20 protein-coding genes are annotated in these 21196 nt (G+C 70.1%); 11 read left to right on the forward strand and 9 right to left on the reverse strand.

Annotation, left to right across the window (positions count from 1 at the left end; all coding sequences use genetic code 11):
- Window positions 1–20: 20 nt before the first annotated feature.
- From ACLF6P_RS12575 to ACLF6P_RS12585, 3 genes are all read left to right on the forward strand, one after another.
- Window positions 21–608: a TetR/AcrR family transcriptional regulator gene (locus tag ACLF6P_RS12575; protein ID WP_415950220.1), complete on the forward strand. Its 588-nt coding sequence runs from the start codon at window positions 21–23 to the stop codon at window positions 606–608.
- Between the two features lie 216 nt (window positions 609–824).
- Window positions 825–1592, forward strand: a complete 768-nt coding sequence (locus tag ACLF6P_RS12580; protein WP_415950488.1) for an SDR family NAD(P)-dependent oxidoreductase — start codon at window positions 825–827, stop codon at window positions 1590–1592.
- 155 nt (window positions 1593–1747) lie between these two features.
- Window positions 1748–2671 (forward strand): oxidoreductase, encoded by a 924-nt coding sequence (locus ACLF6P_RS12585; RefSeq protein ID WP_415950222.1) that lies wholly within the window; start codon window positions 1748–1750, stop codon window positions 2669–2671.
- Between the two features lie 26 nt (window positions 2672–2697).
- Here the strand turns inward: ACLF6P_RS12585 and ACLF6P_RS12590 are convergent, their stop codons facing one another.
- Window positions 2698–3261 carry a hypothetical protein gene (locus ACLF6P_RS12590; protein WP_415950224.1) on the reverse strand — a complete coding sequence of 188 codons (564 nt, stop codon included), beginning with the start codon at window positions 3259–3261 and terminating at the stop codon, window positions 2698–2700.
- Window positions 3262–3417: 156 nt separating this feature from the next.
- Between ACLF6P_RS12590 and ACLF6P_RS12595 the strand changes: the two genes are divergently transcribed.
- Window positions 3418–4569 carry an alkaline phosphatase PhoX gene (locus ACLF6P_RS12595; RefSeq protein ID WP_415950226.1) on the forward strand — a complete coding sequence of 384 codons (1152 nt, stop codon included), beginning with the start codon at window positions 3418–3420 and terminating at the stop codon, window positions 4567–4569.
- 118 nt (window positions 4570–4687) lie between these two features.
- Entirely contained in the window at window positions 4688–5308 is a 621-nt protein-coding gene (locus ACLF6P_RS12600; protein ID WP_415950228.1) for a DUF6879 family protein, read from the forward strand.
- A 219-nt stretch (window positions 5309–5527) separates the two neighbouring features.
- Here the strand turns inward: ACLF6P_RS12600 and ppdK are convergent, their stop codons facing one another.
- Entirely contained in the window at window positions 5528–8239 is a 2712-nt protein-coding gene (ppdK, locus tag ACLF6P_RS12605) for a pyruvate, phosphate dikinase (protein ID WP_415950230.1), read from the reverse strand.
- 386 nt (window positions 8240–8625) lie between these two features.
- Window positions 8626–9696 (reverse strand): tRNA dihydrouridine synthase DusB, encoded by a 1071-nt coding sequence (gene dusB / locus ACLF6P_RS12610; protein WP_415950489.1) that lies wholly within the window; start codon window positions 9694–9696, stop codon window positions 8626–8628.
- A gap of 254 nt (window positions 9697–9950) precedes the next feature.
- Here dusB and ACLF6P_RS12615 point away from each other — a divergent pair, with 254 nt between their 5' ends.
- Together ACLF6P_RS12615 and ACLF6P_RS12620 are read left to right on the forward strand one after the other, a co-directional pair.
- Window positions 9951–10955 carry an aldo/keto reductase gene (locus ACLF6P_RS12615; RefSeq protein WP_415950232.1) on the forward strand — a complete coding sequence of 335 codons (1005 nt, stop codon included), beginning with the start codon at window positions 9951–9953 and terminating at the stop codon, window positions 10953–10955.
- A gap of 24 nt (window positions 10956–10979) precedes the next feature.
- Complete coding sequence (locus ACLF6P_RS12620; protein ID WP_415950233.1) at window positions 10980–11576, forward strand: TetR/AcrR family transcriptional regulator; 597 nt, start codon at window positions 10980–10982, stop codon at window positions 11574–11576.
- On the opposite strand, the gene ACLF6P_RS12625 is transcribed toward ACLF6P_RS12620, so the two are convergent.
- Window positions 11561–12757 (reverse strand): DUF4190 domain-containing protein, encoded by a 1197-nt coding sequence (locus ACLF6P_RS12625; RefSeq protein WP_415950235.1) that lies wholly within the window; start codon window positions 12755–12757, stop codon window positions 11561–11563. The genes ACLF6P_RS12620 and ACLF6P_RS12625 overlap by 16 nt on opposite strands.
- Window positions 12758–12994: 237 nt before the next feature.
- A complete protein-coding gene (locus tag ACLF6P_RS12630) occupies window positions 12995–14377 on the reverse strand; it encodes a glycine--tRNA ligase (RefSeq protein ID WP_415950236.1) in 1383 nt (460 codons plus the stop codon).
- Between the two features lie 198 nt (window positions 14378–14575).
- On the opposite strand from ACLF6P_RS12630, the gene ACLF6P_RS12635 reads away from it, so the two are divergent.
- The 4 genes from ACLF6P_RS12635 to ACLF6P_RS12650 all read left to right on the forward strand — a co-directional run bounded on the left by ACLF6P_RS12635 (window position 14576) and on the right by ACLF6P_RS12650 (window position 17932).
- Window positions 14576–15622 (forward strand): metal ABC transporter substrate-binding protein, encoded by a 1047-nt coding sequence (locus ACLF6P_RS12635; protein ID WP_415950238.1) that lies wholly within the window; start codon window positions 14576–14578, stop codon window positions 15620–15622.
- A gap of 35 nt (window positions 15623–15657) precedes the next feature.
- On the forward strand, window positions 15658–16416 hold the full coding sequence (locus ACLF6P_RS12640) for a metal ABC transporter ATP-binding protein (RefSeq protein WP_415950239.1): 759 nt from the start codon (window positions 15658–15660) through the stop codon (window positions 16414–16416).
- A gap of 16 nt (window positions 16417–16432) precedes the next feature.
- Window positions 16433–17338, forward strand: a complete 906-nt coding sequence (locus ACLF6P_RS12645) for a metal ABC transporter permease (RefSeq protein WP_415950240.1) — start codon at window positions 16433–16435, stop codon at window positions 17336–17338.
- Window positions 17339–17515: 177 nt separating this feature from the next.
- Entirely contained in the window at window positions 17516–17932 is a 417-nt protein-coding gene (locus ACLF6P_RS12650) for a Fur family transcriptional regulator (protein ID WP_415950242.1), read from the forward strand.
- A gap of 37 nt (window positions 17933–17969) precedes the next feature.
- On the opposite strand, the gene ACLF6P_RS12655 is transcribed toward ACLF6P_RS12650, so the two are convergent.
- The 4 genes from ACLF6P_RS12655 to ACLF6P_RS12670 are packed head-to-tail and all read right to left on the reverse strand — an operon-like array spanning window position 17970 to window position 21130.
- Window positions 17970–18875: an isoprenyl transferase gene (locus tag ACLF6P_RS12655; RefSeq protein ID WP_415950243.1), complete on the reverse strand. Its 906-nt coding sequence runs from the start codon at window positions 18873–18875 to the stop codon at window positions 17970–17972.
- 16 nt (window positions 18876–18891) lie between these two features.
- Window positions 18892–19641 carry a DNA repair protein RecO gene (gene recO / locus ACLF6P_RS12660; RefSeq protein WP_415950244.1) on the reverse strand — a complete coding sequence of 250 codons (750 nt, stop codon included), beginning with the start codon at window positions 19639–19641 and terminating at the stop codon, window positions 18892–18894.
- A gap of 15 nt (window positions 19642–19656) precedes the next feature.
- The gene (locus ACLF6P_RS12665) at window positions 19657–20103 is read right to left on the reverse strand and encodes a hypothetical protein (protein ID WP_415950245.1); all 447 of its coding nucleotides are present in this window, start codon (window positions 20101–20103) and stop codon (window positions 19657–19659) included.
- Window positions 20096–21130, reverse strand: coding sequence for a hypothetical protein (locus ACLF6P_RS12670; protein WP_415950246.1), 1035 nt, complete (start codon window positions 21128–21130; stop codon window positions 20096–20098). The genes ACLF6P_RS12665 and ACLF6P_RS12670 overlap by 8 nt, the downstream gene beginning before the upstream one ends.
- Window positions 21131–21196 lie beyond the last annotated feature (66 nt).

A 21196-nucleotide genomic window follows, 5' to 3' on the forward strand; every position in this document is an offset into this window, starting at 1 on the left:
GTAAGACCTAGGGTCGCGGCATGGCCCGCACCAAGGAGTTCGACCCCGACGCAGCACTGCAGTCCGCGATGGAGCTGTTCTGGCGCCGCGGCTACGAGGCGACCTCGCTGGCCGACCTCACCGAGCACCTGGGCATCGGGCGCGCCAGCCTGTACGCGACCTTCGGCGGCAAGCACGAGCTGTACCTGAAGGCCATGGACCGATACGGCGAGACCCGCAACCCGGCGCTCGTCGAGGAGCTCTCGCAGCCGGGGCCCGTACTGCCGGCGGTCCGCGCGCTCGTGCGGCGCTTCGCCACGGAGGCCGCCGACGAGGCGACCCGGCTCGACGGCTGCCTGGTCACCAACACCGCGGCCGAGCTCGCACCCCATGACACGGCCGCCGCGCGCCGGGTCGAGCGCAGCTGGGAGCAACTGGAGACCCCGCTGCACTCGGCACTCGTACGGGCGCGGGCGCAGGGCGAACTGCCTCGGGACAGCGAGCCGTTGGCGCTCGCCCGGATGCTGCTGGTCCTGATGCAGGGGCTACGGGTGACGGGCAAGGCTTCAAGCGATCCGGGGCGGGTGCGGGATGCGGCGGAGCAGGCGCTGAGGCTGCTGGACGGCTGAGTCCGGCCCGTACGCGCGGGCGGGAAAGGGGTGCCCTTGAGGCACCCTTTTCTTCGACCCTGATATTGAACCGATCAGTCAAGAAAGAGGGGCATGATGACCGCCCTCCAGGGATCGCACGCCACGAGGGCACCGGACGACACCGACCAGAGCAACATCGACCAGCTCACCACCGACCAGCTCACCACCGACCACCCCACCGAGGAGTCACCCACCATGAGCAGCACCCGCTTCACCGACAAGACCGCCCTCGTCACCGGCGCCGGCTCCGGAATCGGCCGGGCCGTCGCGCTCGCCTTCGCCGCCGAGGGGGCGAAGCTCGTCCTCGCCGGGCGCGGCCGGGCGCCGCTGGACGAGACGGTCGCCCTGATCGAGGCGGCCGGCGGTACGGCATCCGCGGTCACGGCGGATGTCAGCAAGGCCGAGGACGTACGGGAACTGGTGGCCGAGACCGTACGCCGGCACGGCCGCCTGGACGTCGCCGTCAACAACGCCGGGGTCTTCCGCGGCGGGCAGCCCCTGGCCGAGCTGCCCGTCGAGGACTGGCGGACGCTCCTGGACATCAACGTCACCGGTGTGTTCCACGCCCTGCAGGCCGAGATCGCCGTGATGCGCGGTCAGGAGGGCGGCGGCGCGATCGTCAACATCGCCTCCAACCTCGGAGCCCACACCCGTATCCCCGGCGTGGGCGGCTACATCACCTCCAAGGCCGCCGTCTCGGCGCTCACCCGTGCGGCCGCGCTCGACCACATCGGCGACGGCGTGCGGATCAACGCGGTGAGCCCGGGCGCCTCCGACACCACGATGTCGCTGCTGCCGGGCGAGAGCGAGGCCGACCGGGCCGTGCGGATGAAGTCCGCCAGTCCGCTCGGGCGGGTGTCGAGCCTGGACGAGGTCGCGGCGGCCGTGCTGTATCTGGCCTCCGGGGACGCCGCGTCCGTGGTGGGGACGGATCTGGTGATCGACGGCGGCGCGGCGGCCTGAGGCACCGCGCACGGCCCCACGGACCACGGGCTCCGGGCCACGGGCCGGACCACAAGCTCCGGGCCATGGACCACGGACCACGGCTGGTCTTACCCGCCGGTAAGACCAGCCGTACCCTGGCCGTCAGCCGAAGCCCACCCTCCGGAAGGACCGGTATGACCGCCTGGACCGCGCGTGACATCCCCGACCAGAGCGGCCGCACCGCCGTCGTCACCGGCGCCAACAGCGGTATCGGCCTCGCGGCCGCCCGCGAACTGGCCCGGCACGGGGCGCGGGTGCTGCTCGCCTGCCGCAGTGAGACGCGCGGCAAGGAGGCCGAGGCGCGGATCGCGGCCGAAGTCCCCGGCGCGGACGTGGAGTTCGCCGCCCTCGATCTGGCCGATCTGCAGTCCGTACGGGACTTCGCGGCCGCCTTCCGTGGCGAGCGGCTCGATCTGTTGATCAACAACGCGGGCGTGATGGCGCTCCCGTACCGCAGGACGGCGGACGGCTTCGAGACGCAGTTCGGCGTCAACCATCTCGGCCATTTCGCCCTCACGGGCCTTCTGCTCCCGAAGCTGCTCGCGACACCGGGCGCACGGATCGTGACGGTCTCCAGCGGGCTGCACTTCCTGGCGGACATCGACCTCGGCGACCTCGACTCGGAGAAGAACTACCGGCGTTGGATCGCCTACGGCCGCTCCAAGACCGCCAACCTCCTCTTCACGCACGAGCTTGCGCTCCGCCTGCGGGAGGCGGGCTCACAGGTGGTCGCGGCGGCCGCGCACCCGGGCTACGCACACACGAACCTGGTGACGGCGGGGCCCCGGATGGAGGGCCGGCGCCTGAGGGGCCGCATCGCCGACCGCGCCACGCGGCTGATCGCCCAGTCCGCCGAGGCGGGCGCCCTGCCCACGCTGTACGCGGCGACGGCGCCCGGTGTGCGCCCGGACTCGTTCATCGGGCCGCGCATCCAGGGCTGGCGGGGCGCGCCGGTGAAGTCCGTACGCGCGAGGCGGACCCTCGACGACACCACCAGCGCACGGCTGTGGGCGGCTTCGGAGCGGCTGACCGGGGTGACATACGAACTGAAGCGGTGAGGCCGCTCGCCGGGCAGTAGTGCAGCTCACTCCTCTTCGAGCACCCGCTTCAGCTCCCCCAGCCGCTCCCGCCAGAACTCCTTGTACGCCGCCACCGCATCCGCGTCCGCCAGCTTGTGGTGGCCGACGCCGAGCTGGGCCCGCTGCGGGCCCTTCCCCTCCACCCACACCGAGATCCGGCTCGTACCGTCGTCCCAGTCGGCTGTCAGCGATCTGCCGGGGCGGTGGGTGCGGATGCTCAGCTCGGTGTCCGGGAGCCAGCGGCGGCGCAGGCTCTCGTCGGTGAAGGCCTCCGTGATGCGGGCGGCCGGTGCGTTCACCGTCCTGCTTGCCGAGGCCTCCCAGGTGCCCGTGCTGGACTGGCCGACTTCGCGCAGCCCGCGCTCCTGCTCGTAGCCGACGGTGATCGACTGGGCGTGCCAGCCGTTGACACCGTGTTCCTCGCGCAGATGCCGGGCGATCTCGGTGTGGCTGCGCTGCCGCGCACCCCATTTGTCGAGCACGGCGAACCAGCCGATCCAGTCCTTGCCGGTGGTCTCGCTCAGTGCCGCGGCGGAGAGCTTCTCGGTGATCTTCTTGCCCGCACTCATGGATCCGACGCTAGGCGTGCCGCGTACACCCGGCAAACGTGCGCCCGCTCTTCTACGCTTGTTCATGCACAGACAATCTGCGACGTCTAGTTTCACGAACCGCGCGACCCGCCGCCATACCGGCGCCGGGCCCTCCCCCCACCACCTGGAGTGAGAGTGGAACGTCGATCCTTCCTGCGCGGCGCGGTCATCGGCGGCTCGGCAGCCGCCTTCGGCGGCACGCTATGGCGCGGCGCCGCCTACGCCGGTCCCGCCCAGCCCGGCACCGGCCCCTACGGCAAGCCCGGCAAGGCGGACGCCAACGGGATCCGGCTGCCGTCCGGCTTCACCAGCACCGTGGTCGCCCGTTCCGGCGAGTACGTCGGCCCCACCTCGTACCGCTGGCACAACGCCCCGGACGGCGGCGCCTGTTACGGCGACGGATCGGGCTGGATCTACGTATCCAACTCGGAGATCAGCCCGGACGGCGGCGCGAGCGCGATCGTCTTCTCCTCGACCGGCGCGGTCACGGGCGCACACCGCATCCTGTCCGGCACGCGCCGGAACTGCGCCGGCGGCACGACGCCGTGGAACACCTGGCTGTCCTGCGAGGAGGTCGACCGCGGCTATGTCTACGAGACCGACCCGTGGGGCGTGAAGGCGGCCGTGCGACGGGATGCGATGGGCCGTTTCAAGCACGAGGCGGCCGCCGCGGACCCCGTCCGCCGGACGATCTATCTGACCGAGGACGTCTCCGACGGCTGCTTCTACCGCTTCACGCCGACGACCTGGGGCGATCTCTCGGCGGGCAGGCTGGAGGTCCTCAAGATGGGCTCGGGCACCAGCGGCCCGGTCACCTGGGCCGAGGTTCCCGACCCGAGCGGCGCCACCCCCACCCGCGACCAGGTCCCCGGCGCCAAGCGCTTCTCGGGCGGCGAGGGCTGCCACTACGCGGACGACACCTGTTGGTTCACGACGAAGGGCGACAACCGGGTCTGGCAGTACGACGCGGCCGCGCAGACCATCGAACTCGCCTATGACGACTCCCTCGTGCGCCGTGCACCGCTGACCGGCGTCGACAACATCACGGGCAGCGCCTCCGGCGATCTCTTCATCGCCGAGGACGGCGGCAACATGGAGATCTGCATGATCACCCCGGAGGGTGTGGTCGCCCCGTTCCTGAGGATCGGCGGCCAGTCGGGCTCGGAGATCACCGGCCCGGCGTTCTCCCCCGACGGCAGCCGCCTCTACTTCTCCAGCCAGCGCGGCACCAGCGGCAGCTCCTCCGGCGGCATCACCTACGAGGTGACGGGGCCGTTCCGCGGCTGACTCTCCGTGGCCGCCCCTCGCCGCCGCTTGGCACTAGCATGACAACCATCACTGTCGCTGTCCCGAAGCATGCGGCCTTCGCGGCGGCGGCCCCGCTCGCGGAGGAGGAGAACGGCAGGTGGACGAGTGGCGTGAGGTGTTCGAGGGCGGCGACGGGGTCCGGATCGGGCAGGACGAGTACCTCGCCGGATTCAACGAGCGGTTCTGGCGCATCGGTCCGGCGGGCTTCTGGAAGCTGGAGCGGCTGCAGGCCTATGACGAGGGCGACTTCCCGAGCTGGCTGGCCCTGCGCCGCGGCGCGTGGGAGGAGTCGCTGCGGCTCATCGAGGAACTGCGGCCGGAGTACGCGGAGGACGAGGCGCGGATCTCGAAGGCCGGGTTCCCGTACCGCAGGGTGCGGATCGTCGAGCGGCCGCTGGTCCCGTACGTCCAGTGGGAGTTGAACATCCTGCACGTCAAGAGCGGCTACGGGCAGGACGCCGCGGTCCTGGACGCGGAACGGGTCACGGCGTACGAGGCGCAGGGGCCGCTGCCCGAGCTGTGTGTGCTGGGGGACGCGACGGCCTACCTCGTCGAGTACACGCCCGAGGGCGTGCCCAACGGGGCGGTGCTCTTCACCCGGGCCGACGTGGTCGCGAAGGCCCGGGACTTCGTCCGCGGCCTGTACGAGGCGGGAGAGGACATCGCCTCGTACTTCCCGCGCGAGGTGGCCCACCTGGCGCCGCCCGCGGCGGCCTGAAAGCACGGAGACCGAAGGCTCCGTACGCCGGATGGGGGCGCCCCCCGCACGGGGCGCCCCCATCATCGGGCCTGTCCGCGGGACAGGCCACGGGGTGTTCCGCGGAACATGCCGCAGGAGACACCCTTGGTGAACCCGGGGCCGGCGGCGAACCGGTGAGGGTTTGTCAGGGCATGACCCGCCGACGGCCCCGGTGGTACAGGTGGTACAGGTGCGGGCTCAGCGGCTGTCGCTGCCCTGCGAGCCCGCGGCCGCGCGGCCCGCTTCGAGGCGCGCGACGGGGATGCGGAACGGCGAGCAGGACACGTAGTCGAGACCCACCTCGTGGAAGAAGTGCACCGACTCGGGGTCGCCGCCGTGCTCGCCGCAGACGCCCAGCTTGAGGTCGGGCCGGGTGGCGCGGCCCTGCTTGACGGCGTGCTTCACGAGCGAGCCGACGCCGTCCTTGTCGATGGTCTCGAAGGGCGAGACCCCGAAGATGCCCTTCTCCAGGTACGCGGTGAAGAAGCTGGCCTCCACGTCGTCCCGGCTGAAGCCCCACACGGTCTGGGTGAGGTCGTTGGTGCCGAAGGAGAAGAACTGCGCGGCCTCGGCGATCTGCGCGGCCGTGAGCGCGGCCCGCGGCAGCTCGATCATCGTGCCGATGGTGAGCTTGAGGTTGGTGCCGGTGGCGGCCTCGACCTCGGCGATCACCTGGTCCGCCTCGTCCTTGACGATCTCCAGCTCCTGGACGGTGCCCACCAGCGGGATCATGATCTCGGCGCGCGGGTCGCCCTTGGCGGCCTTGCGCTCGGCCGCGGCCTCGGCGATGGCGCGTACCTGCATGGAGAACAGGCCGGGGATGACCAGGCCGAGGCGTACGCCGCGCAGACCCAGCATCGGGTTCTGCTCGTGCAGCTTGTGCACGGCCTGCAGCAGGCGCAGGTCGTTCTCGTTGGCGTCCTTGCGGGACTCGGCGAGCGCGACCCGGACCGAGAGCTCGGTAATGTCGGGCAGGAACTCGTGCAGCGGCGGGTCGAGCAGCCGGACCGTGACGGGCAGGCCGTCCATGGCCTCGAAGAGCTCGACGAAGTCGGCCTTCTGCAGGGGCAGCAGCTCCTTGAGGGCGTCCTCGCGCTCGTCCTCGGTGTCGGCGAGGATCAGCTTCTCGACCATCTCGCGGCGCTCGCCGAGGAACATGTGCTCGGTGCGGCACAGGCCGATGCCCTGGGCGCCGAAGCGGCGGGCGCGCATCGCGTCCTCGGCGTTGTCGGCGTTGGCGCGCACGCGCAGGCGGCGCTTGCCGTCGGCGAAGGACATGATGCGGTGCACGGCGGCGACCAGCTCGCCGGCCTCCTCGGCACCGGCGTGCATCCGGCCCTCGAAGTACTCGACGACGGGCGAGGGCACGACGGGCACCTCACCGACGTAGACCTTGCCGGAGGAGCCGTCGATGGAGACGACGTCGCCCTCCTCGACCACTACACCGCCCGGTGCGGTCATCCGGCGGCGCTTGGTGTCGACCTCCAGCTCCTCGGCGCCGCAGACACAGGTCTTGCCCATGCCGCGGGCGACGACGGCGGCGTGCGAGGTCTTGCCGCCGCGCGAGGTCAGGATGCCCTCGGCGGCGATCATGCCGTCCAGGTCGTCGGGGTTGGTCTCGCGGCGGATCAGGATGACCTTCTCGCCGGAGCGCGACCACTTGATGGCGGTGTACGAGTCGAAGACGGCCTTGCCGACCGCGGCGCCCGGCGAGGCGGCGATACCGCGGGCGACCTTCTCGACCTTCGCGTCGTCGTCGAAGCGCGGGAACATCAGCTGGGCGAGCTGGGCGCCGTTGACGCGCTGCAGCGCCTCCGCCTCGTCGATGAGGCCCTGGTCCACGAGCTGGGTGGCGATACGGAAGGCGGCGGCCGCGGTGCGCTTGCCCACGCGGGTCTGCAGCATCCACAGCTGGCCGCGCTCGATCGTGAACTCGATGTCGCACAGGTCCTTGTAGTGCGTCTCGAGGGTTTCCATGATCTGCATCAGCTGGTCGTACGACTTCTTGTCGATCGACTCCAGCTCGGCGAGCGGCACGGTGTTGCGGATACCGGCGACGACGTCCTCGCCCTGCGCGTTCTGCAGGTAGTCGCCGTAGACGCCCTGGTGGCCGGAGGCCGGGTCGCGGGTGAAGGCGACGCCGGTGCCGGAGTCGGGGCCGAGGTTGCCGAAGACCATGGAGCAGACGTTGACGGCGGTGCCGAGGTCGCCCGGGATGCGCTCCTGGCGGCGGTACAGCTTGGCGCGGTCGCCGTTCCAAGAGTCGAAGACCGCGGTGATGGCGAGGTCCATCTGCTCGCGCGCGTCCTGCGGGAATTCACGGCCCGCCTCACGCTTCACGATCTTCTTGAACTCCTTGACGAGCTTCTGGAGTTCGGCGGGGCCGAGGTCGGTGTCGACCGTGATCTTCTTGGCCTTCTTGGCGGCTTCGAGGGCGTCCTCGAAGAGCTCGCCTTCGACGCCGAGAACGGTCTTTCCGAACATCTGGATGAGGCGGCGGTAGGAGTCCCAGGCGAAGCGCTCGTCGCCGGACTGCTTGGCCAGACCCTTCACGGAGGCGTCCGAGAGACCGATGTTGAGGACGGTGTCCATCATGCCGGGCATCGAGAACTTGGCGCCCGAGCGGACGGAGACGAGCAGCGGGTCATCGGCCTGGCCGAGCTTCTTGCCCATCTTCTGTTCGAGGGCGTCCAGGTGGCCGCTGACCTCTTCGCGCAGCTCAGCGGGCTCCTCACCGCTCTCCAGGTAGACCTTGCAGGCCTCGGTGGTGATGGTGAAGCCGGGAGGGACCGGCAGGCCGAGGTTGGTCATCTCGGCGAGGTTGGCGCCCTTTCCGCCGAGGAGGTCCTTGAGGTCCCTGTTGCCCTCGGTGAAGTCGTAGACGAACTTCTGCTGCTTGTTTTCCGACACGGGTCTCGACTCCTCGAGGCTCGGTGGCTGCCCTGACGCCGAGGAATGTACCCAGATCAAAGGCGTCTGAGGAGATACACCTGAGTGACGTACGGCCGTAACCACCCGTCCGCCAGGAGATCGAAAGCAACCCTTCGGTAGGCGAAGTTTTCATCCCCCGAAGGTCACTTGACCCGATCGGGATGATCGACGCTCACATGAGCGGGATCTAAAGCAGTTGAGTTCAACTCTTGAACACAAAGAAGGGTGGCACCGGGTGCCACCCTTCAGGCTCCACACACCCTCCGGAGCCGCTCATCTGAGCGGCCTACCTCTCAGGGTGGCGAGGATCACGCGATTATCGATCATCAATCGGACCCGATCGAGGGGACCCGGCGGCCCCCGTCTCAGCCCCCGGACGTGTCCAGCTCGGCCTCTTCGCCCACACCCGCGCAGTCATAGGGGTCCTTGAGCCAGCCGTCCGGCAGTACGACCCGGTTATTGCCCGACGTACGGCCGCGGGGGCCGTCCGCGCCGACCGGCCAGGCCTGGTCGAGATCCAGCTCGTCGAGCCCGGAGCGCAGCTCCTGGAGGGACGAGGTGACCGCGAGCCGCTTGCGCATCTCCGAGCCCACCGCGAAGCCCTTGAGATACCAGGCCACATGCTTGCGGAAGTCGATGACACCGCGTGCCTCGTCACCGATCCACTCACCCAGCAGGCCCGCGTGCCGCACCATCACTTCCGCGACCTCTCGAAGCGAAGGAGCCGCCGGCGCGCCACCGCCCTCGAAGGCCGCGACCAGATCCCCGAACAGCCACGGCCGCCCCAGGCAGCCGCGCCCCACGACCACCCCGTCGCAGCCGGTCTCCCGCATCATCCGGACCGCGTCCTCGGCGCACCAGATGTCCCCGTTGCCGAGCACCGGGATCTCGGGCACATGCTCCTTGAGCCGCGCGATCGCCTCCCAGTCGGCCGTGCCGCCGTAGTGCTGCGCGGCCGTGCGCCCGTGCAGCGCGATGGCGGTCACACCCTCCTCGACCGCGATCCGCCCCGCGTCGAGATACGTGATGTGGTCATCGTCGATGCCCTTGCGCATCTTCATCGTCACCGGCAGATCCCCGGCCCCGCTCACGGCCTCGCGCAGGATCGAACGCAGCAGATGCCGCTTGTACGGCAGCGCGGAGCCGCCGCCCTTGCGGGTCACCTTGGGCACCGGGCAGCCGAAGTTGAGGTCGATGTGGTCGGCCAGATCCTCCTCCGCGATCATGCGGACGGCCTTGCCGACGGTCGCCGGGTCCACCCCGTACAGCTGGATCGAACGAGGCTTCTCCGTCTCGTCGAAGTGGATCAGCTGCATGGTCTTCTCGTTGCGCTCGACCAGGGCGCGCGTGGTGATCATCTCGCTGACGAACAGCCCCTTCCCGCCGGAGAACTCACGGCACAGGGTGCGGAACGGCGCGTTGGTGATACCGGCCATGGGCGCGAGCACCACCGGCGGCTGCACCTGGTGCGGGCCGATGGCGAGGGAGGGCGTGCCGCCCCGGCCGGGGGCGTGGCCGGGGGCGTGACTGGGGGCATGGTCGAGCGCGGTCATCCCACCAGTGTCCCGCACCGGACGGCACTCCTGACAAGACACTGAATGACAAGTGACGGATGACGGATGACAGATATTGAAATCTGTCATCCGTCATGCCAGGCTGGTGGCACACCCCCTCCAGAAGGAGCCGCATCATGCGCACCACCACCCTCGGCACCACCGGCCCGCAGACCTCCGCCCTCGGCCTCGGCTGCATGGGCATGTCCGCGTTGTACGGGGATGCCGACCGCGCCGAGTCCATCGCCACGCTCCACGCCGCCCTGGAAGCGGGCATCACGCTGCTCGACACCGGCGACTTCTACGGCATGGGCCACAACGAACTGCTGATCAACGAGGCCCTGCGCACCGCCCCCGCCGCGCGCCGCGAGCAGGCGCTCACCAGCGTCAAGTTCGGTGCCCTGCGCACCGTCGAGGGCGGCTTCACCGGCTACGACGGCCGCCCGAACGCCGTGAAGAACTTCGCCGCGTACTCGCTGCAGCGCCTGGGCGCCGACCACATCGACGTCTACCGGATCGCCCGCGTCGACCCCGATGTCCCGATCGAGGAGACGATCGGCGCGATCAAGGAGCTTGTCGAGGCCGGTCACGTACGGCACATCGGGCTCTCCGAGGTCGGCGCCGAGACCCTGCGCCGGGCCGCCGCCGTCGCGCCGATCTCCGACCTGCAGATCGAGTACTCGCTGATCTCCCGCGGCATCGAGGCCGAGATCCTGCCCACGGCTCGCGAGCTGGGCATCGGCGTCACCGCGTACGGCGTGCTCTCGCGCGGCCTGATATCGGGCCACTTCGGCCGCGACCGCAAGCTCGCCGCGAACGACTTCCGAGGGATGAGCCCCCGCTTCCAGGGCCGGAACCTCGACCGCAATCTCGACCTGGTGGACGCCCTGCGCAAGGTCGCCGAGCAGAAGGGAGTGACGGTCGCGCAGACCGCGATCGCCTGGGTGGCGGCCCAGGGCGAGGACATCGTGCCCCTGATCGGCGCCCGCACCCGCGCCCGGCTCGCCGAGTCCATCGGCGCGCTCGACGTGACCCTGGACGCGTCCGATCTCGCCGCCATCGAGCAGGCCGTGCCCGCGGGCGCCGCGTCCGGCGAGCGCTACCCGGCGAACCAGATGGCACACCTCGACAGCGAGCGCTGACCACCGGCCGGGTAGGTTTCGGCCATGGCCACCGAGACACTGACCGCCGAGCGGATCCTCGCCGCGACCGAGGACGTCCTCCGTACCTACGGGCCTGCGAAGGCGACCGTCGTCGACGTGGCCCGTGCGCTCGGCGTCAGTCACGGCAGCGTGTACCGCCACTTCCGCACGAAGGCGGCGCTGCGCGAGGCCGTGACGAAGCGGTGGCTCGACCGCACGACGGACGAGCTGCGCCGGATCGTCGAGGACTCCTCGGACACCGCCGAGGACCGCCTGCGCCGCTGGAACATCCGCCTCTTCGAGGCCAAGCGCGCCAAGGCGGGCGCGGACCCTCAGCTCTTCGCCACGTACGAGGTGCTGCTCCGTGAGAACAGCGAGGCGGTCGACGAGCACATCACGGACCTGGTCGGCCAGCTGACCGAGATCCTGGAGGCCGGCATCGCGGCCGGCGAGTTCACGCTCGGCGCCGCGGATGCCGGGCGCGGCGCCCGCGCGGTCTTCGACGCCACCCTCCGCTTCCACGACCCGGTCCACGCGGCGCAGTGGAGGCTGCCCGGCATCGAGCAGGACCTGGACGACGTCCTGGACCTGCTGCTCCGTGGGCTTCAGCTCAGGGACTGAAGTCCGAGAGTCTCCCGGATCGAGCGCTCCAGCTCGACGCCGACGGCCGGATCCACGGCGGACTTCTTCATGGCGGCGCGGAAGGCGCCCGCGTCCTCGGCACGTGCCGCCGCCTCCCAGTGCGGTACGCCGTCCTCGAACGCCTCGGCCAGCTCCCCGGCCTTCTCCTTCGCCGCCCGGGGCAGCTCGGCCTCCTTCAGGAGCCGCGCCGTCTCCTCCTGCGCCGTCGCCATCTCCCGGGCCCATTTCCGGGCACCGGCCAGATCCGCCTCCGGGTTCTTCACCGGCCTGCGCGCCTGGGTCTTGTACAGGGGGTGCAGCGCAGTGACATACGCGCGCTGCTCGGCGGTCAGTGCGTCGATGTCCTGGCGGACGGAACGGTCGAGGTCGCCCGTGGGCCGCCCGGCCCAGCAGCGTACGGTGCGGTCACCGAGCGCCCAGCGGTCGGCCTGCGGGTAGTAGAAGAAGGTGAGCAGCATGCTGAACTCCCCCACATCGGGGGTGTAGTCGAAGAGCAGCTCGCCGCAGGTCCGCGACGCGGTCTCGTTGATCTGCTCGACGCCGGGGTACGCCTGCTTGTCGGGCAGGTCGAAGGTGGCGTACACCTCGCCGCGGTGCGATGCCGTGCAGGGCTTCCGTTCCGCGGTCGGATCGGCCAGCCGTTCCTGGTTCTGGCCGGGGAGTTCGGCCGGTGTGAAGCAGTCGCCTTCGCGCAGCGTGAGGATGTGGACCCGCGATACGTCCGGCCGGTCGGGCCGCACGGGCGCGCCGGTCCCGTCCTGGACCCAGACCCGGAAGTTCAGGGCACCGCTCAGGAGCAGGGCGACGACGCCGGAGATCACCACACCCGAGATCGTGATGCCGGCGATGGCGAGTCCCTTGCCGCGGCTCCCCGTCCGGGATATCTGCACCAGGGCGACGATCCCGAAGACCACCGAGAGCGGGGCAAGGAGGACGAGCGCGGTCGCGAGGGAGGCGACGGCAAGACCGTTGAGGGCGGGCTCGAGCGGCGGACCTCCGGAAGCACCCGGCAGGTGACCGTACGGAGGACCGGCGTACGCACCGTGGACGGGCGGGGCCGGCGCGGACGTCCCGTGCACCCAGGGGTCATTCGGGTACGGACCGGGGGCCCGGAAATCCTCGTCCGGCTGGCGCGCTTGCTGCGGCGGCGGAAACGTCACGCGTGGTCCTTGCGTTCATAGGGGCGTGGGGGATGCCGCGCCGCACTCTGCCATAGCCCCTGACCTGCCGCATTGCCGTTCACCGGCAGAGTTTCGCCCGCTTCACGTCACCACATCTCGGACACCGGGCCCATGTGGGGACACATCACGTTCCCGGACAGGCCGACGCCCCCGTGTCCGGCATGGGACACGGGGGCGTCGTACGCAGGTCGCGTCAGCAGCCCGCCGGGCGGTGCGTCAGCAACCCACCAGGCGGGTCGCCAGGTAGCCCTCGATCTGGTCGAGGGAGACGCGCTCCTGCTTCATCGAGTCGCGCTCGCGGACGGTGACCGCGTTGTCGTCGAGGGTGTCGAAGTCGACGGTGACGCAGTACGGCGTGCCGATCTCGTCCTGGCGGCGGTAGCGGCGGCCGATGGCGCCGGCGTCGTCGAAGTCGATGTTCCAGTTGGCGCGCAGTGCCTGGGCCAGGCCCTTGGCCTTCGGCGACAGCTCCGGGTTGCGGGAGAGCGGGAGGACCGCGACCTTCACCGGGGCGATGCGGTGGTCGAAGCGCATGACGGTGCGCTTCTCCATCTTGCCCTTGGCGTTGGGCGCCTCGTCCTCGAAGTACGAGTCGAGCATGAAGGCGAGCATGGTACGGCCGACACCGGCCGCGGGCTCGATGACGTACGGCGTGTAGCGCTCGTTGTTCTCCTGGTCGAAGTAGGAGAGCTCCTGGCCGGAGGCCTTGGAGTGCGCCGAGAGGTCGTAGTCGGTGCGGTTGGCGACGCCCTCCAGCTCACCCCACTCGGAGCCGCCGAACTGGAAGCGGTACTCGATGTCGGCGGTGCGCTTGGAGTAGTGGGAGAGCTTCTCCTGCGGGTGCTCGTACCACCGCATGTTCTCCTCGCGCAGGCCCAGGCCGGTGTACCAGTTCCAGCGCTGCTCCATCCAGTACTCCTGCCACTTCTCGTCCTCGCCCGGCTTGACGAAGAACTCCATCTCCATCTGCTCGAACTCGCGGGTGCGGAAGATGAAGTTGCCGGGCGTGATCTCGTTGCGGAAGGACTTGCCCATCTGGGCGATTCCGAACGGCGGCTTGCGGCGCGAAGTGGTCTGCACCTGGGCGAAGTTGGTGAAGATGCCCTGGGCGGTCTCGGGACGCAGGTAGGCGACGGAGCCGCTGTCCTGGGTCGGACCGAGGTGCGTGGAGAGCAGACCGGAGAACTGCTTGGGCTCGGTGAACTGGCCCTTGTTGCCGCAGTTGGGGCAGTTGATGTCGGCGAGACCGTTCTCCGGCTCGCGGCCCTTCTTCTCCTCGTACGCCTCGATGAGGTGGTCGGCGCGGAAGCGCTTGTGGCACGAGGTGCACTCGGTCAGCGGGTCGGTGAACGTGGCCACGTGACCCGAGGCCTCCCAGACCTCGGTGGCCAGGATCACCGAGGAGTCGATACCGACGACGTCCTCGCGCGAGGTGACCATGTAGCGCCACCACTGGCGCTTGATGTTCTCCTTGAGCTCGACGCCCAGGTGTCCGTAGTCCCAGGCGGCGCGCTGACCGCCGTAGATCTCACTGCAGGGGAAAACGAAGCCACGGCGCTTGCTGAGGCTGACGATGGTGTCGATCTTGTCGGCGGCCACGGTGCTCTCTTCAGTACGACGGCGGTGAGCGCGCTGGATACGCGCTCCGGAGCGAATGCCTCAGGTTACCGGCGGCGCCTGCCCCTCGGCCAAATCGGTATCGCAAGAGCGTCCGGCGGGTGGGAGGAGAGGAGTCCGGTGGGTGAGCCACCGAAGGCTTGTTGACAACCGTTTCCATTTTTGATGAAAATGGATGTCATGAACGTACGACGAGTCCCCTCCCATGGCCGCCTCATAGCCACCGCCGCCGCATCCGCCGCCGGACTGCTCGCCCTGTCCGCCTGCGGCAGCTCGAACGCGGCGGACGGGAAGAGCGGCGGGAAGCTGGACGTCGTCGCCTCCTTCTATCCGATGCAGTTCCTCGCCGAGCAGATCGGCGGCGAGCATGTACACGTGGACGCCCTCACCAAGCCGGGCGTCGAGCCGCACGACCTGGAGCTCAGCCCGAAGCAGACCGTCGACCTCGCGAACGCCGACATGATCCTCTACCTCAAGGATCTGCAGCCCGCCGTCGACAAGGCCATCGGCCAGTCCGGCGTCGAGCACATCGTCGACGCGGCCACCCTCACCAGCCTCGAGGCGCACACCGCCTCCGAGGACCACGAAGGCCACGGCCATGAGGACGAGGGGCACGGGGAGGACGGCCACTCCGACGAAGGCCACTCCGACGAAGGCCACTCCGACGAGCACGCCGAAGAGGGCCACTCGCACGAGACCGAGGCCGGCGAGGACCCGCACATCTGGCTCGACCCCGTGAAGTACGCCGAGGTCGCCGAGGGTGTGGGCAAGGCCCTGCAGAAGGCCGACCCCGAGCACGCGGCCGACTACGAGAAGAACACCGAGGAGCTCGTCGCCAAGCTCGACGCCCTCGACAAGGACTTCGCCGACGGTCTCAAGAACACCGAGACGAAGACCTTCATCACCACCCACGCCGCCTTCGGCTACCTCGCCGAGCGCTACGGCCTGGACCAGGAGGCCATCTCCGGCCTCTCCCCCGAGGCCGAGCCCAGCCCGGCCCGTATCAAGGAACTGCAGGACACCGCCGAGCGCGAGAACGTCAGCACGGTCTTCTTCGAGACCCTCACCAGCGACAAGACGGCCAAGACCCTCGCCGGTGACACCGGTCTCAGGACGGACGTCCTCGACCCTCTGGAGGGAATCACTGAGAAGTCCAGGGGCGCTGACTACCTCGAGGTCATGCGGTCGAACCTGGCCGCACTGCAGAAGGCGCTCGGCGCCAAGTGAGCCACCCGCTCACGCAACGATCGGAGGCACGGGCCATGGACCCCGTCATATCCCTGCGCGAGGCGCGCGCCACGCTCGGCTCCCGCCCGGTGCTGCGCGGGATCGACCTGACCGTCGACCGCGGCGAGGTCGTCGCGCTGCTCGGCGCCAACGGCTCCGGCAAGTCCACGGCCGTACGCTCGGTGATCGGCCAGGTGCCTCTGACCGGCGGCTCCGTGGAGCTGTTCGGCAAGCCGCTGAAGCGCTTCAAGGACTGGGGCCGCGTCGGCTACGTGCCGCAGCGCACCACCGCCGCCTCCGGCGTCCCGGCCACGGTCCGCGAGGTCGTCTCCTCAGGACGCCTCTCGCGTACGAAGCTGCGGCTGCCCTCGAGGACCGACCGGGCCGCGGTCGACACGGCCATCGGGCTCGTGGGCCTGGCCGACCGCGCGAAGGACTCGGTGAGCGCGCTCTCCGGCGGCCAGCACCAGCGCGTCCTCATCGCCCGCGCCCTCGCCGCCGACCCCGATCTGCTGATCATGGACGAGCCGATGGCGGGCGTGGACCTGGCCAGCCAGGACATCCTCGCCACGACCCTGCGCGCCCAGGTCGAACGCGGCGCGACGGTCCTGCTCGTCCTGCACGAACTCGGCCCCCTGGAACCGCTGATCGACCGCGCGGTCGTGCTGCGCGACGGCTGCTGCGTGCACGACGGGCCGCCCCCGGAGGCCGTAGGCCAGCACGCCCTGCCCGGCCACGACCACGTACACCCGCATGCCGCGCACGAACCGGTCCGCACCGGAATCCTGAGCTGAGGACGGACCCGAAGCGATGTTGGAACTGATCCAGAACCCCTTCATGCAGCGCGCGCTGATCGCCGCGGTGCTCGTCGGCATCACCGCGCCCGCGATCGGCATCTACCTCGTGCAGCGCCGCCAGGCCCTGATGGGCGACGGCATCGGCCATGTCGCCATGACCGGTGTCGGCCTCGGCTTCCTGCTCTCCACCAACCCGGTCTGGATGGCGACCCTTGTCTCCGTCGTGGGCGCCGTGGTCATGGAGCTGATCCGCTGGTACGGCAGGACCCGCGGCGACATCGCGCTCGCCCTGCTGTTCTACGGCGGTATGGCCGGCGGTGTGATGCTGATCAACCTCTCGGACGCGGGCTCGAACGCGAACCTGACCTCGTACCTCTTCGGCTCGCTCGCCTCCGTCTCCGACTCGGACGTCACGGCGATCGTGCTGCTCGCGGCGTTCGTGGTCCTCGTGACCGTCGGGCTGCGGCGGCAGCTGTTCGCGGTCAGCCAGGACGAGGAGTTCGCCCGGGTCACCGGCCTGCCGGTGCGGCTGCTCAACCTGCTGGTCGCCATCACCGCGGCCGTGACCGTGACGGTCGCGATGCGGGTCGTCGGGCTGCTCCTGGTCAGCGCCCTGATGGTGGTGCCGGTCGCCGCGGCCCAGCAGATCACCCGCTCCTTCAAGGTGACGTTCGCGCTCGCGGTGGCGATCGGTACGACCGTGGCGCTGTCCGGCACGGTCACCTCGTACTACCGCGACGTACCGCCCGGAGCGACGATCGTCCTGATGGCCATCGGCGCCTTCCTGCTCCTGGCCGTGCTCGCCACCCCGCTCGCACGGCGCCGGGCACGGGCGCTGCAGGCGGCGGAGGAGGCGGAGGCCGCGTGCACGCTGCGGGTGCCCGAGGCACGCGACGGCCGGGACGAAGTGAGGGTCTGAACCGCGCCGCATGAAGGTCTGAGCCGCGCCGCCCGGCTTGATTCCAGCCCGTGGAGAGGCTTGATTCCAGCCGTGGCGAGGCGTGATCCGCCACGCTGCCGGCCCTGGCGTCTGAGGCATGCCTAAGGTGGCAGGGCAACCTGGCACAATGGCCGGAGCATTCGTGAGGAGGCCCCTGTGACAGCGCCCGTACGCGGCCGAGCGACCCGGCAGCGCGCCGCCGTGGCGGCGGCTCTCGACGAGGTGGACGAGTTCCGCAGTGCACAGGATCTGCACGACATGCTCAAGCACCGCGGCGAGTCCGTGGGCCTGACCACCGTCTACCGCACCCTGCAGTCCCTCGCCGAGGCCGGCGAGGTCGACGTGCTGCGCACCGGCGACGGCGAGTCCGTCTACCGCCGCTGCTCCACCGGTGAACACCACCACCATCTGGTCTGCCGCGTCTGCGGCAAGGCGGTCGAGGTGGAGGGGCCCGCCGTGGAGAAGTGGTCCGAGGCCATCGCCTCCGAACACGGCTTCGTCAACGTGGCCCACACCGTGGAGATCTTCGGCACCTGCGCGGACTGCGCGAGCAAGGACGCGGCTCGGAGCTGAGCCGCGTCACCCGCCTCATCCGCTTCGCCTGCCCGGCTCAGCCCTGCTGCTCGCTGCTCTCATGCGGCTCGCCGCTCTGCTGCTGCTCGTCGTTCTGCCGCCGCTGCTCATCTCCCTGCCGCCGGACATCTCCCTGCTGCAGCTCGTTGGGGATCGCGCCCCCGAACCGCCGGTCCCGGGAGGCGTATTCGAGGCAGGCGCGCCACAGGTCGCGGCGGTCGAAATCGGGCCACAGGACGTCCTGGAAGACCATCTCCGCGTACGCGCTCTGCCAGAGCAGGTAGTTGGAGGTACGCTGCTCGCCGCTGGGGCGCAGGAACAGGTCCACATCCGGCATGTCGGGGTAGTACAGGTACTTCGCGAAGGTCTTCTCGGTCACCTTCGACGGGTCGAGCCGCCCGGCCCGTACGTCCTCCGCCAGCGCCTGCGCCGCATCGGCGATCTCCGCGCGGCCGCCGTAGTTCATGCAGAAGTACAGCGTCAGCCTGTCGTTGTCCTTCGTCTGCTCCTGGGAGATCTCCAGCTCCCGGGCGACCGACTTCCACAGCTTGGGCATCCGCCCGACCCACCGCACCCGTACGCCCAGCGCGTCGAGCTGGTCGCGGGTCTTGCGGATGAAGTCGCGGTTGAAGTTCATCAGGAAGCGGACCTCGTCGGGCGAACGCTTCCAGTTCTCGGTCGAGAAGGCGTAGAGCGAGATGCTCCCCACACCCATCTCGATCGCGCCCTGCAGCACATCGAGCACCCGCTCCGCGCCGACCTTGTGCCCCTCGGTGCGCGGCAGACCGCGCTCCTTGGCCCAGCGCCCGTTGCCGTCCATGACGATCGCCACATGCCCGGGGACCAGCTCTCCGGGGAGCTTCGGCGGGCGGGCGCCCGAAGGGTGCGGTTCGGGCGTGACGTACTCGCGGCGGTTGCGCCCCAGGATCCCGCGTCGTGCCATGTGTTCTCTCGCTCCCCTAGCTCTTCTCCACGTAACGAAGGGAGCGCAGTCCGCGTTCCAGATGCCAGTGCAGATACGCCGACACCAGGCCGCTGCCCTCCCTCGCGTGCCTCGCCTCACTGGCGTCGGCGGTCGCCCAGTCCCCCGTGAGCAGCGCGCCGAGCAGGGCGATGGCCTCCGCAGACGGTACGACACTTCCCGGTACGCGGCACTCGGCGCACACCACACCGCCCGCGCCGACCGAGAAGAACCGGTTCGGCCCGGGCATCCCGCACTTCGCGCAGCTGTCGAAGCTCGGTGCGTAGCCGTTGACGGCGAGGGAGCGCAGCAGGAACGCGTCGAGGATCAGATTCGGCGCGTGCTCCCCCGCCGCGAGGGTGCGCAGCCCGCCCACGAGCAGCAGATACTGCTGCACGGCCGGCTCGCCCTCGTGGTCGGTGAACCGTTCCGCCGTCTCCAGCATCGCCGTACCGGCGGTGTAGCGCGCGTAGTCGGTGACGATGCCGCCACCGTACGGAGCGATCGTCTCGCTCTGGGTGCACAGCGGCAGCCCGCGGCCGATCAGCTCGCTGCCGCGCGCGAAGAACTGCACGTCGACATGCGAGAACGGTTCGAGCCGCGCCCCGAACTTGGACTTGGTCCGCCGCACCCCGCGCGCCACGGCCCGCACCCGCCCGTGCCCGCGGGTGAGCAGCGTGATGATGCGGTCGGCCTCACCCAGCTTCTGGGTGCGCAGCACGATGCCGTCATCACGGAACAGACTCATGGGAGCCATTCTCCCCTACGGGGCGGGGTCTCCGGGGCGCGGTCCGGTGGCCTCGGCGGCCGGGACCAGGGTGGTGATCCGTGTGAGCACCTTGCCGTAGACGATGGTCGCCGCCGCGAGGATGGTCGACAGGACCGCGAGCGCCAGCATCCCCAGCGCCGCCGGCCACTGATGCCAGCTGTCCTCGGCACACGTGCTGCCGGCCCGGGCGAGCTCCACGAGCGGCCCCCGGCATTCCGCACGGTAATCGCCGTACCCTCTCAGCGCCCCGTAGTCCCCCACCATCAGGACGGTGAACCACGCCCAGAGCAGCAGACTCAGAATCAGCCAGGCGGTCGACCAGACCCCCAGGCGGTCCGCCTTGCGCACCATCTCCGCACGCTCTCCGGCACGGCTCGCCTCGGGCCCGCTCGCCTCGGGCGCGCTCGCCTCGGGCGCGCCCTCCTCGGTCACGTCAGCCACCGGTCACCTCGCCGCGGAACTCGCTCATGGTCATCGTCTTGTCCGGCGCCGGGATGACGATCGGCTTCTTCTCACCGAATTCGACGTAGTTGACGGTGCTGCTCCTGCCGTCGCGCTGCGAGGTCATCCTGAGGAGCCGGTCCTCGCCCGAGGCGCTGACGAAGTAGACATCGGAGGTCGCCCCCGCCGAGACCTCGATCGCGAGCGTCTCGACACCGTCGACGCTCGTGTTCTGTTCCGGGGCGAACGTTCCCGTGGGGGAGATCGTGAACAGCACCGAGCAGTCCTGGCCCAGTTCGCTGGTCACGAACACATCGTCGAGACGCTCGGGGACCACGATCTCGTGCCCCTTCGACTTCAACGACGCCGCCAGCAGACCCGAACTCGTATAAGAAGTACCGTCCTTGCAGAACATTTCGCCGCTGGGAGCGTCGGGACCACGACCGATGACCTTCATGTGGTAGCCCTGACCGGGGTTCCAGACGGCCTGCTGTATGCCGTTGCCGAAAGCCGTCGTCGTACCGATGGCGGTGAAGGCGGTGGCGCGCATCGTCTCGTTGACCGCTTCGATCCGGGAGGCGGCCGAGCCGTGACCGGAGGAATCCGAGGAGCCGGAACCGGAGGAATCCGAGCCCGCGCCCGAGTCCGGGTCCGTCGGCCCGCCGGGCTCCGCACTGCTCGTGGCGGATCCGGTGGCTGCCGAGCCCGAGTCATCGCCCCGGCCCACCGCGAGCCACACTCCACCGGCAACGACCGCGAGAGCCACCACGGCGGCCGCCGCGATGAGCCCGGTCCGCCGCTTCCCGGGCCCGGGCGGCGGAGGCACCGGCCCGCCGTACTGCTGCCCGTGCGGCGCCGGCTGCCCCGCGTACGGCTGGGCGGGCGGGCCAGGCTGGGCAGGCGGGCCGGGTTGGGCAGGCGGGCCGGGTTGGGCGGACTGGACATACGGATTGTCCGGCACAGGCACACCGGACTGCGGCGGCGAGGCCGCCCACGGCTGCTGCGGCTGCGGTTCCTGCGGCGTCATTGCGCCCACCCCCGTGAAGTCAGATTGCAGTCGTACACATTAGCGATGGGTCCCTGAACAGGACAA

This window comes from Streptomyces lothianensis (genome assembly GCF_047779955.1).
Classification (GTDB): domain Bacteria; phylum Actinomycetota; class Actinomycetes; order Streptomycetales; family Streptomycetaceae; genus Streptomyces.